12 protein-coding genes are annotated in these 12,395 nt (G+C 67.0%); 2 read left to right on the top strand and 10 right to left on the bottom strand.

Annotation, left to right across the window (positions count from 1 at the left end; translation table 11 throughout):
- Positions 1 to 116 precede the first annotated feature (116 nt).
- The gene (locus ACXAFN_RS13590; RefSeq protein WP_474989340.1) at positions 117 to 959 is read left to right on the top strand and encodes a helix-turn-helix transcriptional regulator; all 843 of its coding nucleotides are present in this window, start codon (positions 117 to 119) and stop codon (positions 957 to 959) included.
- A gap of 15 nt (positions 960 to 974) precedes the next feature.
- Here ACXAFN_RS13590 and ACXAFN_RS13585 read toward each other — a convergent pair whose 3' ends face one another.
- From ACXAFN_RS13585 to tdh, 5 genes are all read right to left on the bottom strand, one after another.
- Positions 975 to 1,973 (bottom strand): nuclear transport factor 2 family protein, encoded by a 999-nt coding sequence (locus ACXAFN_RS13585; RefSeq protein WP_474989338.1) that lies wholly within the window; start codon positions 1,971 to 1,973, stop codon positions 975 to 977.
- Positions 1,974 to 2,072: 99 nt separating this feature from the next.
- Positions 2,073 to 3,599, bottom strand: a complete 1,527-nt coding sequence (locus ACXAFN_RS13580; protein ID WP_474989336.1) for a sodium:solute symporter family transporter — start codon at positions 3,597 to 3,599, stop codon at positions 2,073 to 2,075.
- A gap of 13 nt (positions 3,600 to 3,612) precedes the next feature.
- Positions 3,613 to 3,885, bottom strand: coding sequence for a DUF997 family protein (locus tag ACXAFN_RS13575; RefSeq protein ID WP_474989334.1), 273 nt, complete (start codon positions 3,883 to 3,885; stop codon positions 3,613 to 3,615).
- A 399-nt stretch (positions 3,886 to 4,284) separates the two neighbouring features.
- Positions 4,285 to 5,475 (bottom strand): glycine C-acetyltransferase, encoded by a 1,191-nt coding sequence (gene kbl / locus ACXAFN_RS13570; protein WP_474989332.1) that lies wholly within the window; start codon positions 5,473 to 5,475, stop codon positions 4,285 to 4,287.
- A 301-nt stretch (positions 5,476 to 5,776) separates the two neighbouring features.
- A complete protein-coding gene (gene tdh, locus ACXAFN_RS13565; protein ID WP_474990154.1) occupies positions 5,777 to 6,802 on the bottom strand; it encodes an L-threonine 3-dehydrogenase in 1,026 nt (341 codons plus the stop codon).
- Positions 6,803 to 6,960: 158 nt separating this feature from the next.
- Between tdh and ACXAFN_RS13560 the strand changes: the two genes are divergently transcribed.
- Positions 6,961 to 7,542 carry a helix-turn-helix domain-containing protein gene (locus ACXAFN_RS13560; protein ID WP_474989330.1) on the top strand — a complete coding sequence of 194 codons (582 nt, stop codon included), beginning with the start codon at positions 6,961 to 6,963 and terminating at the stop codon, positions 7,540 to 7,542.
- Here ACXAFN_RS13560 and ACXAFN_RS13555 read toward each other — a convergent pair.
- From ACXAFN_RS13555 to ACXAFN_RS13535, 5 genes are all read right to left on the bottom strand, one after another.
- On the bottom strand, positions 7,533 to 8,549 hold the full coding sequence (locus ACXAFN_RS13555; protein WP_474989329.1) for a nuclear transport factor 2 family protein: 1,017 nt from the start codon (positions 8,547 to 8,549) through the stop codon (positions 7,533 to 7,535). The two genes, ACXAFN_RS13560 and ACXAFN_RS13555, sit on opposite strands and share 10 nt — an antisense overlap.
- Positions 8,550 to 8,631: 82 nt before the next feature.
- The gene (locus ACXAFN_RS13550) at positions 8,632 to 9,333 is read right to left on the bottom strand and encodes an RraA family protein (protein ID WP_474989328.1); all 702 of its coding nucleotides are present in this window, start codon (positions 9,331 to 9,333) and stop codon (positions 8,632 to 8,634) included.
- The gene (locus tag ACXAFN_RS13545; protein ID WP_474989327.1) at positions 9,330 to 10,076 is read right to left on the bottom strand and encodes an alpha/beta fold hydrolase; all 747 of its coding nucleotides are present in this window, start codon (positions 10,074 to 10,076) and stop codon (positions 9,330 to 9,332) included. Before ACXAFN_RS13545 ends, ACXAFN_RS13550 begins: the two co-directional genes overlap by 4 nt.
- Positions 10,077 to 10,095: 19 nt before the next feature.
- Entirely contained in the window at positions 10,096 to 11,109 is a 1,014-nt protein-coding gene (locus tag ACXAFN_RS13540; protein ID WP_474989326.1) for a cupin domain-containing protein, read from the bottom strand.
- 147 nt (positions 11,110 to 11,256) lie between these two features.
- The gene (locus ACXAFN_RS13535; RefSeq protein WP_474989325.1) at positions 11,257 to 12,312 is read right to left on the bottom strand and encodes an ester cyclase; all 1,056 of its coding nucleotides are present in this window, start codon (positions 12,310 to 12,312) and stop codon (positions 11,257 to 11,259) included.
- Positions 12,313 to 12,395: the final 83 nt, after the last annotated feature.

Genomic DNA, 12,395 nt, shown 5'->3' with positions numbered 1-12,395 from the left:
CGCCCTCCCTGCATGTGTTTTTGCACCCACCGATCTCGCGAGATGATAGTCTGTGCCGCTCGCCCCTTCCCGCGACGACTCGCCGGTATCGCCACCCGACAGGAGGGCCTCTCGCCATGCCACCCTTCCGTGCAGCCGCTTCCGACTTGACCGATGCCCTGCGCTGTCGCATCGACTGGTCGACCCATCGCAGCGCTCACTGCGTGAATACCGGTTGGCGGGTGCTGCCCTACTGGGTGGTCCTGCATGTGGTAAGCGGCGCCTATCACTGCGAATGGGCCGAGGGAGGCGGCGTCAGTGCGACGCCGGGAGAGGTCTTGCTGGTGCCCGCCGGGGCCCGCCACGCCCTGACCTACGAGGCAGGTACGGTGACCGACGGCCTGCATGTCGACTTCAGCCTGCATCACGCGGTCGATGTGTTTTCCGGCTATGCGGTACCGACCATCATCGCCGACGAGGCCGCCGGTGTCGGCCATGCCACCGCGGCCCTGACCGACCTGCTGGCGCGCCAGGGCGCCGATGCCCTGCAGGGGGCGGCGGCCCGTCAGGCCGCCGCCTTCGATTTCCTCGCGCGAGTGCTCGCCGTGTCCCGGGAGCGGCCGGAACGCCGGCACCACCTCGCCGCCCTCCAGCGCCTGGAGCGAGCCCTCGCGAGGATCGAGGGGCATTTCGATCGAGCGCCGACGGTCGAGGAGCTCGCCAAGTGCTGCGCGCTGTCGCGCAACCGCTTCACCGAGCTGTTCAAGGCGACCCTGGGCCAGAGCCCCAAGCAGTATCTCGACCAGCAGCGCCTGCGCCGGGCCATGTCGTTGCTGGTCCACAGCGATCAGGCCGTCGCCGAGATCGCCGACGGCCTGGGGTTCTGCGACCCCTTCCACTTCAGCAAGCGCTTCAAGCGGCTGACCGGCGAGAGCCCCAGCGACTACCGGCGCCAGGTGCGCCAGACCCTGCTGCGCTGACGCCGCCCCCGACCCTCAAGCGCCCCGGGCGGCGTCCCGGACAGCCTCGTGAGCCAGCAGCTGCTTCCAGACCGCCACCTCGTCGACGGTGATCCACTCCTGGGTGACCCGGCCATCGACCATATGGGCGTGGGACAGGCCCATGATGTAGACCGGCGCCCCGGTCGGCGCGCCGAAGTGGCCCCAGCCGGAATGGGTGGCGCGAATCGTCCAGCGCATGGCCAGGCGCACCGGCTGGCCGGGGTCGCGATTGACGATCAGGTGTTCGACCCGGAACTCGGCGTCGGGGAAGGACGCCAGGTAGCCGAGGCAGAAGCGGTCAATATCGCCATGGCCGTTGATGCTGTCGCCGCCGGGAACATTGACCGTGGCCCCCGGATGGTAGAGATCGAAGACCCCGGCCACTTCCTTGTCCGCCCAGATTCGCTGCCAGCCCTCGGCGTAGCGACTGGCCTCGGCACTGTCGTCGAACTGTGCCCGGTAGGGGCCCGGCACGTCGGTCTCGGGGGTGAAGTAGCGGGCCTCGCCGAACTGGCGCAGGTCGCTCTCGACCTGGCGGTGGGCGAGCTCGCGGGGCTCGATGCCCAGGCAGCGGGCGAAGGCCGCCTGGTCGCGCACCAGCCACTCCTCGAGAACCTGGTTCTCGCTGACCACGCAGTCGGCGATGATGCGCGAACGCACCACCTTGCCGGTGGCCTCGCCGTAGGCGCCGCTGCCGGTGTGGCGCATCACCGAGATCAGCCGGTGGGAGGAGAAATAGCCGCGCTCGTCGTCGCCGGTCCAGATCACGTCCTCGCCCACCAGTTGGCGGTCGGGGAATTCATGCAGGGTCTGCAGCGTCGCCGCCGTCACGCCGGTATTGTCGGTGATGATGCCGCTCGGGGCGCGCACCAGCACATCATCGGCGTAGTAGCGCTTGAGCTTGGGGCCGACCCCGCGGTCCTCCCAGATCTCGCGGGTGATGCCGTAGATGTAGTCGGGAAAATCCTTGAAGTGCTCGTCGAAGCCTCGCATGGGCTGCCTCCTGGGGTTCATTGTCTGTTCATGACTCGGCCATGGCATTCACCATGGCGCGTGATAGGCGACCGCCGGATCACGGCGGTCGCGCGGCCGTCAGCCTTGCGGCATGGCCCGGTGGGCCCCCTGCCTCGTCGCGGCCTTGTGCCGACGGCGCTCACCGAAATAGATCTCCAGCACTTCGTTGCTCTGGCGCGGCGCCAGCCAGCTGCCCGCCACGCAGCACGCCAGCGACAGCAGGAACGACCAGACGAAGGGGTGGACGCCCAGGAAGCTGCTGCCACCCATGGTGGTGTACTGGATGACGAAGGAACCGAAGCCGCCGATGATGCCCGCCAGGCAACCCAGGCGGTTCATGCGCGGCCAGAAGATCGCCAGGATGGTCGGCCAGGCGAAGGTAGCGCCGAGGCCGGCCCCGGCGAAGACCACGATCAGCTGCAGGTACTGCGGCGGGTTCAGGGCCAGCGCCACCCCGATCAGGGTGATGACGAAGGTCATGACGTGGGTCAGACGCTTGGCCTTGTCGCCGCTCAGGTTGGGGTCGATGTTGTGCTGATAGATATCGCGCACCACCGCACCGGCGGTGACCAGCAGGAAGGAGCTCAGCGAAGACATGATCGCCGATACCGGCGCGGCGATGATGAAGCCCGCCAGGGCCGCCGGCAGCGCCATCATGACCGTCGCCGTCAGGGCGTGATCCGGCGATTCGATCTCCGGCAGCAGCACCCGGCTGGTGACGCCGACCAGCATGATCAGCGGATACATCAGGCACACATAGAGCCCGGTGAGCAGCGCCGCGCGCTTCAGCGCCCGAGTGTCGGTGAAGGTTAGAAAACGGCTGACCAGCGCCGGCTGGCCCAGCTGCGACAGCGGCATCAGGATGAAGAACGACAGTGCGGTGACCAGCGGCAGGAAGTTGTCCGGCCCCGGCCCCGAGACCAGATCCTCTGACTGGCGGATCAGCGCCGTGTTGATCGTCTCCAGGCCACCGGCCAGGTCCACCGCGAACCAGGCGGTCAGGATGACGCCCAGCAGCATGACGATGGCCTGGAAGCTGTCGGTCCAGGCCACGGCGCGGAAACCGCCGTAGGCGGTATAGAGCGCCACCGAGACGGCGAAACCGATCACCCCCCAGTGGTAGGGCAGGCCGACGACCGCCTCCAGTACGCGGGCGCCGGCGGTGTACTGCGCCACCATGAAGGCCAGGTACAGGATCACGATCATCAGCGCCGCGAGGACGCCGATGGCCGGGCTCTCGAAGCGATCACGCAGCAGGTCCGGGAAGGTCAGCGCCCCGGTCTTGCGGCCGATCTGGCCGATCCGCTTGCCGAGGATGCCGAAGCCGGTGGTGATCACCACCATGAAGCCGGCGATCCACAGGAACACGCTCCAGCCGTAGCTGTGCAGCAGCCCGGGCACACCGATGAAGGTGCCGCCACTGGCCATGGTGGCGATCCAGGTCAGGCCCAGCACCCAGGGGCCGATCTGGCGCCCGCCCACGAAGTACTGCTCCATGAAGTCGCCCTTCCGGTTGCGGCGACCGCTGATGAAGGCGAACAGGAAGGTGATCGCCAGGTACAGGCCGATGATGATCGCCACCTGGGTCGAATTCTCCGAATACATGATGTCGCTCCCGTTATTGTGAGTCCTGGGGATCGTCTTCCAGGTAGAAGAAGGCGAAGAGGCTGTTGACCAGGGTGGCGGTGACGAAGGGCACCAGGACGCCCCAGAAGATCCAGGCGGGCAGCCCCATCACGGTGGAGAAGTCGTTGTCGACGTAACCCATGCGGTAGGAGACGCCCACCGTCCAGACCAGGAAGACCAACCAGATCAGGCCGGCGACCGCCGCTTCCTTGCGGGTACGCAGGTAGAAGCGGCGATCGCCGTTGTTGTTCGCGTCTAGGTTCATGAGAGGGCTCCGGGAACGAGGAGTGGCGAGGACCGGAACGGCATCGAGTCATCGGCGAGCGACTGCCGGGTGGCTCGTGGGCCTCGTCGGGCCGCTGCGCCGTCGGGGCAGACGCTCAGCGTCAGCAAGGAGGGAAAGGGCATGCTCGCTGTCTCGCCAGTGGTTGTCATTGTGCTGGGTCGATCACGCTCGAGCGTGATCAGGCCATCACCTTGTCACATAATGACTACGTATTCAATTTTGTTGTCAGCGCTCTCCGTCACCACAACTTCAAAGATAACTTATTGAAAAACAAAGAAAACCGCCGACTCATGAGGAGCCGGCGGCTAAAATGTCACCGAAAGGAGACGTAAGACTTTAGACCAATGATGCGCGATCCCCGATGATGCCGGCCAGGCCCTAACCGAATCCCAGGCGCGCCTTGACCCGGCCGAAGGCCGCCAGGGCCGCCTCCAGGTCCTCGCGGCTCAGGGCCGCCGATACCTGGGTACGGATGCGTGCCTTGCCCTTGGGCACCACCGGGTAGGAGAAGGCGATCACGTAGACGCCCTCCTTGAGCATCTCCTCGGCGAAACGCGCCGCCAGGGCGGCATCGTGGAGCATCACCGGCACGATGGGATGCTCGCCGGGCAGCAGCTCGAAGCCCAGTTCCTCGAGCCCCTGGCGGAAGTAGGCCGTATTATCGCGGAGCCGGTCGCGGAGTTCGCGGGATTCCGCCGCCAGCTCCAGGGCCTTGAGGGCGCCTGCGACCACCGGCGGCGCCACGGTGTTGGAGAACAGGTAGGGCCGCGAGCGCTGGCGCAGCAGCTCGACGATCTCGCCTCGAGCACTGGTATAACCGCCGCTGGCGCCGCCCAGGGCCTTGCCCAGGGTGCCGGTGAGGATGTCGATCCGGCCCAGGCAGTCGCGGTACTCATGGCTGCCGCGGCCGCCCTCCCCCAGGAAGCCGGTGGCATGGCAATCGTCGACGTGCACCAGGGCCCCATAGCGCTCGGCCAGATCGCAGATCTCGTCGAGCCGCGCGATATAGCCGTCCATGGAGAACACGCCGTCGGTGGTGATCAGCTTGAAGCGCGCCCCCGCTGCATCGGCGGCCTGGAGTTGCGCTTCCAGGTCGGCCATGTCGCTGTTGCGGTAGCGATAGCGCTTGGCCTTGCACAGCCTCACCCCGTCGATGATGCTGGCGTGGTTGAGCTCGTCGGAAATCACCGCGTCCTCGGGGCCCAGCAGGGTCTCGAAGAGCCCACCGTTGGCGTCGAAGCAGGACGGATAGAGGATGGTGTCCTCGGTGCCCAGGAACTCGCTGAGCTTGGTTTCCAGGGTCTTGTGCAGGGTCTGGGTGCCGCAGATGAAGCGCACCGAGGCCAGGCCATACCCCCACTCGTCCAGGCCCGCCCGGGCGGCCGCCTGGACCTCGGGGTGCTGGGCGAGGCCCAGGTAGTTGTTGGCGCAGAGGTTGAGCACCTCGCCTTCGGTCACGCCCACATGGGCGCCCTGGGGGGTCGCCAGCTCGCGCTCGCGCTTGGTCAGGCCCGCCTCGTCGATGGCCGCGAGCTCGTCGCGCAGATGTTGTCGAAAGTCACCGTACATGCTGTCGTTTCCTTCTTTACCGTCAGCCCACCCAATCTTGGAGCGGTTTCCAAATCCCGGGAAGCGATGAGCGTTCCCGACGACAAGCCCCGACGTGTCGGACCATCGCGAGGGCGCTGTGACCCCATCCCTGAGCGCTACCGACGCCCTGCGGCGCTCTCGCATCCTGCGCCGCTTGCAGGGCCGGTGCTGGCCATCCATGGCCAGCCCGTTCGGAGCAATGCTCCTCACCCATGGCGCAGGACCCTCGCTACACCTTGTCCCCGGCACGCATCGCTTCCGAGCGCTACGCGTATACCGATCAATCCCAGTTCAGGACCACCTTGCTGGCCTCGCCGGCCAGCATGGCCTGGAAGCCCTGCTCGAAGTCGGTATAGGGCAGGCGGTGGGTGATCACCGGCGAGATGTCCATTCCCGATTCCACCAGCACCGACATCTTGTACCAGGTCTCGTACATCTCCCGGCCATAGACGCCCTTGATGGTCAGCATGTTGAAGATCACGGTGTTCCAGTCGATGGCCAACTCCTCGGTGGGGATGCCGAGCATCGCCACCCGGCCACCGTGACACATGTTGGCGAGCATGTCCTTGAAGGCCGCCGGGCTGCCGGACATCTCGAGGCCCACGTCGAAGCCCTCGGTCATGCCCAGCGAGCGCTGCACCTCGGCCAGGCTCTCCTCGGCGACATTGACGGTGCGAGTCGCGCCCAGGGTCTTGGCCAGCGCCAGACGCTGTGGATTCAGATCGGTGATCACCACATGGCGCGCCCCGGCGTGGCGGCATACCGCGGCGGCCATGGCGCCGATCGGGCCCGCCCCGGTGATCAATACGTCCTCGCCGAGCACCTCGAATTGCAGGGCGGTATGCACGGCATTGCCGAGCGGATCGAACAGCGACGCCACATCCAGATCGATGCCGGGCCGGTGCTCCCAGACGTTGGACATCGGCAGGGCCACATACTCGGCGAAGGCCCCGGGCCGATTGACGCCGATGCCACGGGTATGGGCACACAGGTGCCGCCGCCCGGCCAGGCAGTTGCGGCAGCGCCCGCAGACCACGTGGCCCTCCCCCGAGACGATCTGCCCGGGGTGAAAGTCGTTGACGTTGGAGCCCACCTCGACGATCTCGCCGACGAACTCGTGGCCCACCACCATCGGTACCGGGATGGTCTGCTCTGCCCAGCGGTCCCACTTGTAGATATGCAGGTCGGTGCCACAGATGGCGGTGCGCTTGACTCGCACCAGCACGTCGTTGATGCCGACCTCGGGCTCGGGCACGTCCTCGAGCCAAAGCCCCGGGGCCGCTTCTCGCTTGACTAGCGCCTTCATGCGCGCCTCCTGGTTGTCGTGGATGGCTTCCATGAATGATCCCCCTGGCTGGCAATCCCCGCCGAGATGGCTAACATGGAGGAATTAATTCCAGCATAGTGGATAAAATCCACTATGCAAGAAAAAAATCTATTATCCTGGATACCAAGGAGGCCCGGGTGATCACGACACCCCCCGCACCGCAGGAGCACGGCGGCCAGTTGCTCTGCGACCGCGTCATCGAGCTGCGCAAGAGCCGCGGCCTGACCCTGGACCAGCTGGCCTCGGCCTGCGGCGTCAGCCGCTCGATGCTCAGCCAGATCGAGCGTGGCCGCGCCAATCCGACGCTGGCGGTGACCCTGCGTATCGCCCAGGCCTTCGGCCTGAGTATCGGCGACCTGGTCGACCAGCCCTGGACCGCCTCCACCATCGAGGTGGTCCGCGGCGACGACGCCACCCACCTGTTCCGCGACGACCGGGAATGCCGGATTCGCACCCTCTCGCCGCTGCATCTGGAAAAGCACGTCGAGTTCTACGAGCTGCGCATCGCCGCCCAGGCGAGCCTGCGCAGCGCTCCCCATTTCGAGGGCACACGGGAATTATTGACCATTACCCGCGGTCGCGCTCGGGTGGTCGCCGGCGACAACGAATGCCAACTAGCCGCGGGTGACTCCGCGCATTATCACGCCGACCAGGAGCACGTCATCGAGAACGAGAGCGGCGAGGAACTGCTGGCCTTCCTGGTCGTCACCTACGAATAGTCGGTGCCCACCAGCCCCGCGGTGCGCGCCAGGATGTCGAGGCCCTGCTGCTTCAACCAGTATGGCAGGTCGATCAGCACCCAGTTCTCGGCCAGCTTGTCGCCCTCGCGGCGGTAGATGTCCACCACTCGCATGTCGGCGCGAACGTCGCTGCCGGGCAGCCCCAGGAAGCCTCCCAGAGGCGTATTGGTGAGATTCGGCCAGCCGAAGAAGCCGGCATAGTCGCCCTCGGCGAAGCGCGTCACATGGCCATTGAAGACCTTGCCGGTCAGCCCAGTGCGAAACGGCAACTGGTGCTGCTCCTGGTAGCGGGGAATCGTGTAGGTGGCGCCGATGCCCGCCGGGCCATACCAGATCATGTCGTCGTGCCAGCTGCGTGCCAGCAGCTCCGGGGGCGGCAGGTCATCGCCGCTCTGATTGAGGGCGGTGAGATCGTCGACCATGCGGTTGACCAGCGCCAGGGTCTTCTCCCCCGCCGCCGGATCCTGGGCCTCGAGCAGCAGGCCGTCGTGGGTCCGAGGGCCGGGATAGACGAAGGAGGCGCCGGTCTGGGGCGGCAGCGGCTGGATCCCGGCCTGATGCATCACATCGATGATGTCGCAGAAGAATCCGCTGCGAACGATCCGTCCATCGCGGATACAGTGGAAATCCGCATAGCGCAGGAAGCCGATCTTGCGGGTCGCCGGGATGCCCAGCCAGGGCCGATCCCTGAGCCCCATGAAGTGGCCCATGCTGACCACCCAGTCGCTGCCGTCGCTTGCGTTGGTGCCGGCGAAGAACACGTCCTGGCGCCGCTGGACCGGCGACCAGGCGGCGAGGAAGGGCCGCCAGAAGGCCTCGGTGACGGCCTCGGCGCCCCGCTGCTCCTCGAAGGGATAAACGCCATGCCATTGGTAATCGGCGGCGGTGTAACGATCGACGACGCTGCCGACCGTCTCGGCATCGGCCCCCTCGAGCTCGCGATAGAACTCGAGAATCAGGGCCTTGTTGGCTTGATGACATGTCATGACAATCTCCGGGGGCAGGAAACACCGACGGCCGCCCTCGGTAACGACGACACCGAACGCGGCCAGGCGACGAGGAAGGGAACTATACGCGCCGCTTCTCGAAGGCCTCCCAGGCCTCCAGCAGGGCGTCGAAATCGAAGCCGGGCGCCCTGGCGCTGGCCAGCAATTCCTTTTCCGCGCCGACGATCTTGGCGATGGCCTCGGGCAGTGCCTGGGCCTCGCCCGGGGTCAGGCGCACCGCGCCGTGTCTGTCGGCATGGATCAGCTCGCCGGGGGCGATAGCCAGGCCGAAGACCCTGACCGGGACGTCGACGGCGGTGACCCGCACATAGGCATGGGAGGGGCCGACGCGGCCGCCCAACACGGTAAAACCGGGCTCCAGGTCGTCGAGGTCGCGGATCACCCCGTTGGTGAGCACGCCATCGACGCCCAGGCGCTTGTGCAGGCAGGTGTTGACCTCGCCCCAGTAGGCGCCCACGGCGTCCTCGCCGTCTTCGTCCTCGATCACCATCAGCGAATCGGCGGGGCTGTCGGCGACATAGCGGTAATAGGCGAGGCGTCGCTCGCGGATCACCCCGGCCTCTTCTTCGGGGGGCGTCAGGGCGCGAATCTTGGCACAGCGGGCATAGCCCACCAGGGGCGGCGCCGTGGGGTCGGCGGCCACCAGCGGCAGCCGGCTGAAGCCCTCGGCGCTGCGGGTGCCACGCACCAGGTCGAGGGCATTGGCCACCGTGGGGGTATCGAAGCGGCGCAGTTCGTTCAGCAGTTCCGGGCTCAGGGTCATGGGGTTCTCCGGGTGTGGGGATTCGGCGCACGGTCGAGCCAGCGCGCCAGCGCCTGGTTGACCGCCTCGGGGGCCTGCAGGGTGCTCAGGTGGCCGACGCCCTCGAGGATCACCAGCTCGGCATCATGAATATGCTCGGCCAGGTACGTGTGCCGGGACACCGGACACAGCCGGTCGCCGTCGCCACACAGCACCAGGGTCGGCACGGCGATGGCGGCGAGCCCGGCGCTGGCGTCGGGGCGGTCGCGCAGGGCGATGGCCTGGCGTCGGAAGGTCTCGAGGCCCCCGCGCTCGGCCATGGCCACCACCAGGGCACGGTGTTCGGGATCCTCGTCGTCGCCCTCGGCGGGATACAGCGGCGCCAGGGTCTCGCCGGCGTAGCGCCCCATGCCCAGCGCCTCGGCCTGGGCGATGTCGTCGGCCCGCTGCGCCCGGCGCTCGGGAACCTCGGCGAAGGGGTTGGTATCGAGCAGCGCCAGCCGCTCGATGCGCTCCGGCGCCAGGCGCATCAGCGCCAGCGCCAGGATGCCGCCCATCGACAGCCCGGCGACGCTGAAGCGCGGCCAGGGCGCCTGGTCGAGGATGTCCCGAGCCAGGGCTTCCAGATCGTCACTGGCATCGAGGCGCGGCACCCGAATATCGGCCCGCCCTTCCAGGGCCTCGACCTGGGGTGCCCATAGCCGCTCGTCGCAGAGGGTGCCGGGAATCAGCAGCAGCGGCTGTCGCCGGGTCACATTATGCATACGTAGTCCTCTTTGCCCTTCAGGCAGCGCGACGCGGGCCGGTGGGCGCATCCCCGCCACGCACCACGACCACTTCGGCGTCGGCATCGCCCTCGAGGCGATGCGTCCAGCCCTGGGGCGAGGTGAAGGTATCGCCGGTGCCCAGCGCCAGCTCGCCGGCCTCGCTGACCAGACGCACGCCGCCGGACTGCACGAACAGCACCTCCGGTTCGTCGCAGTGGTAGTCCGGGGTCACGGCCCCTTCGGCGATGCGCAGCACGCGCAGCTGGAAACCATGGGGCCACCAGCCGCTGATCGGCCCCGGCCCGAAGCCGTCGCCACTGGCCGCCGGGGCGATGACGCCGCACTCCTCGACGCCGGGGGCGGCGAGCACGGCGTCAGCGTTGCCGCGCAAGGCCTCGTGGCGCACCATGCATTCGGCGAGGCGCTCCGGCGAAGGCGTCACCAGCCGCGCGATCTCTTCGGCGTCGGGGGCGGTCTCGATCTCCTCGTCCTCGGGGATGGTCTCGCCGGCGGCACGGTCCACCAGGCGGCCGCTCTTGAGCAGCACCAGCCCATGATGCTCGGCCAGGTCGAAGACGCTGGGCGCCCAGCGCACCCGCCCCGGGTCGTCACCGCCCAGTACCACCCACAGGAAGCCGGTGCCGGCATCGAGCTTCTCGAAGCCGCGGAACATCTGGGTCGGCACGCTGACCACGTCGCCCGGGGCGATGTCCAGGGTACCCTCCTCCCGCTCCGGGCCGAAGAACAGCCGCCAGCGCCCGGTGTGCACCACGAACACCTCGGCACCCTCGTGGGAGTGCTGGGAGTTCAGGCAGCCATCGGGCTGGCGGGCGCCGCCGACGTTGAAGCCGTGAGGCTCGGAGATATGCACGTGCTGGTCGGAACTCTCCGCTACCCCGGGGCCGATGATGGTGAAGTTTTCCTTGCGATCGGACCCCGGCGAACGGGTATCGATGAAGGCATTGCGGCAGGGCACCAGGTCGTCGTAACGCACCCGGCGCTGGCGCAGCGTGTCGAGGGTCCAGGTCATGAGGCCTCCTGCTGTCGGTGTTGGGCGATCTGGGCGTGGATAGCGATCTCGTCGAGACGGTGCCGTTCACGAGACGACACCCTGACGCCTTCGAGGTCGCCCCTGTGATGGAGGCGGCACCGGGAAATACCGAAGTAAGTGGTCATGTCAGGCCTCGCCTACGGGAAAGGGAATCTCCCCCACCACGCGAGCCTTGTTGAATTCGCGCAGACGCGCGAAGACGTCCACGCCCAGCTGGCGATAGGCATCCAGCAGATCGACCGTCACCCAGTTTTCCCGGATCTTGCCGTCTTCCAGTCGCCAGAAATCCAGCGACCGCATGGCGATCTTCTTGCCCGAGGGAGCGATGCCCAGCCAGCCGTCGTCGGTCACCGTCTGCATCATGTTGGGCCAGCCGGTGACCGCCGCGTAATCGCCATCGCCGAAGAAGTGATAGGTGATCTCGTCCAGATACTGACCGCGGTCGGGCATGCCGCTCAGGAAGGGAATCTGGTGCCAGTTGCGGAAGCCGGCGATGCCACGGCCCGTGCCGATGCCGGCCGGACCGTACCAGTTCATTCGCTCATGCCAGAACCTTGGCATCTCCATCACTTCCGGTCCGCCCTGGCTGGGGTGTTTCTTCATGTGATCCAGCATATCGACGATGTGACGGCAGGAGGCCTGTGACTTTTCCTCGTCCCAGGGACCCGGCACAACGCCATCCATCGTCGCCGGCCCGGGGATGCAGAACTCGAGACCGAGCGAAGGCGCCAGCGGCCAGGCATTGGCCTGCATCATCACCTCGGGGATGTCCCAGATGGTCTGGATCTCGACGACTCGGCCTTCCTCGAAGCGATAAAATTCATGAAAGCGCATGTGCGTCAGGTGGCCGGTCGGTGGAATGTCCAGCCAGGGCTTCACGAAGGTGCCATAGTAATGGCCCCCGCAACCGATCCAGTCACCGCCATGTTCGGTGCGCCCGCCCATGACGATCCAGTCACGGCGCTCCAGGTCGGGCATGGACTCGAGCAGCGGCGCATAGCAGGTGTCGTAAAGCGCCTTCGGACCGACCAGGTCGCCGAAGGGGTGGCACATGTGCACCACCGCGTCCGGGGCGATCAGCCCTTCCAGCGCGGCCCGCACGCCTGTTTCGCTGAAATCGCGCATCGCTTCCCGCATCGGGGCAATCCGCATCTTGTTGTGGGTATGGGTGTCCGTCGTCATTCTGTAACCTCTACATTGCACACGTTCTTGCCGCCAAGCCGGCGGTCGCGGATATTGCGTTGTCCAGCGTTGCCGACGAAATC

The organism is Halomonas sp. ABH4_019, from assembly GCF_056159885.1.
The sequence above is the reverse complement of the archived record's forward strand: the minus strand, read 5'-3'. Positions and strand labels throughout refer to the sequence as shown.

What these genes read in the sequence shown, in the direction of transcription:
- ACXAFN_RS13590 (WP_474989340.1), top strand. Translation starts at nt 117, where the DNA reads ATGCCACCCTTCCGTGCAGCCGCTTCCGACTTGACCGATGCCCTGCGC.
- ACXAFN_RS13585 (WP_474989338.1), bottom strand. Translation starts at nt 1,973, where the DNA reads ATGCGAGGCTTCGACGAGCACTTCAAGGATTTTCCCGACTACATCTAC.
- ACXAFN_RS13580 (WP_474989336.1), bottom strand. Translation starts at nt 3,599, where the DNA reads ATGTATTCGGAGAATTCGACCCAGGTGGCGATCATCATCGGCCTGTAC.
- ACXAFN_RS13575 (WP_474989334.1), bottom strand. Translation starts at nt 3,885, where the DNA reads ATGAACCTAGACGCGAACAACAACGGCGATCGCCGCTTCTACCTGCGT.
- kbl (WP_474989332.1), bottom strand. Translation starts at nt 5,475, where the DNA reads ATGTACGGTGACTTTCGACAACATCTGCGCGACGAGCTCGCGGCCATC.
- tdh (WP_474990154.1), bottom strand. Translation starts at nt 6,802, where the DNA reads ATGAAGGCGCTAGTCAAGCGAGAAGCGGCCCCGGGGCTTTGGCTCGAG.
- ACXAFN_RS13555 (WP_474989329.1), bottom strand. Translation starts at nt 8,549, where the DNA reads ATGACATGTCATCAAGCCAACAAGGCCCTGATTCTCGAGTTCTATCGC.
- ACXAFN_RS13550 (WP_474989328.1), bottom strand. Translation starts at nt 9,333, where the DNA reads ATGACCCTGAGCCCGGAACTGCTGAACGAACTGCGCCGCTTCGATACC.
- ACXAFN_RS13545 (WP_474989327.1), bottom strand. Translation starts at nt 10,076, where the DNA reads ATGCATAATGTGACCCGGCGACAGCCGCTGCTGCTGATTCCCGGCACC.
- ACXAFN_RS13540 (WP_474989326.1), bottom strand. Translation starts at nt 11,109, where the DNA reads ATGACCTGGACCCTCGACACGCTGCGCCAGCGCCGGGTGCGTTACGAC.
- ACXAFN_RS13535 (WP_474989325.1), bottom strand. Translation starts at nt 12,312, where the DNA reads ATGACGACGGACACCCATACCCACAACAAGATGCGGATTGCCCCGATG.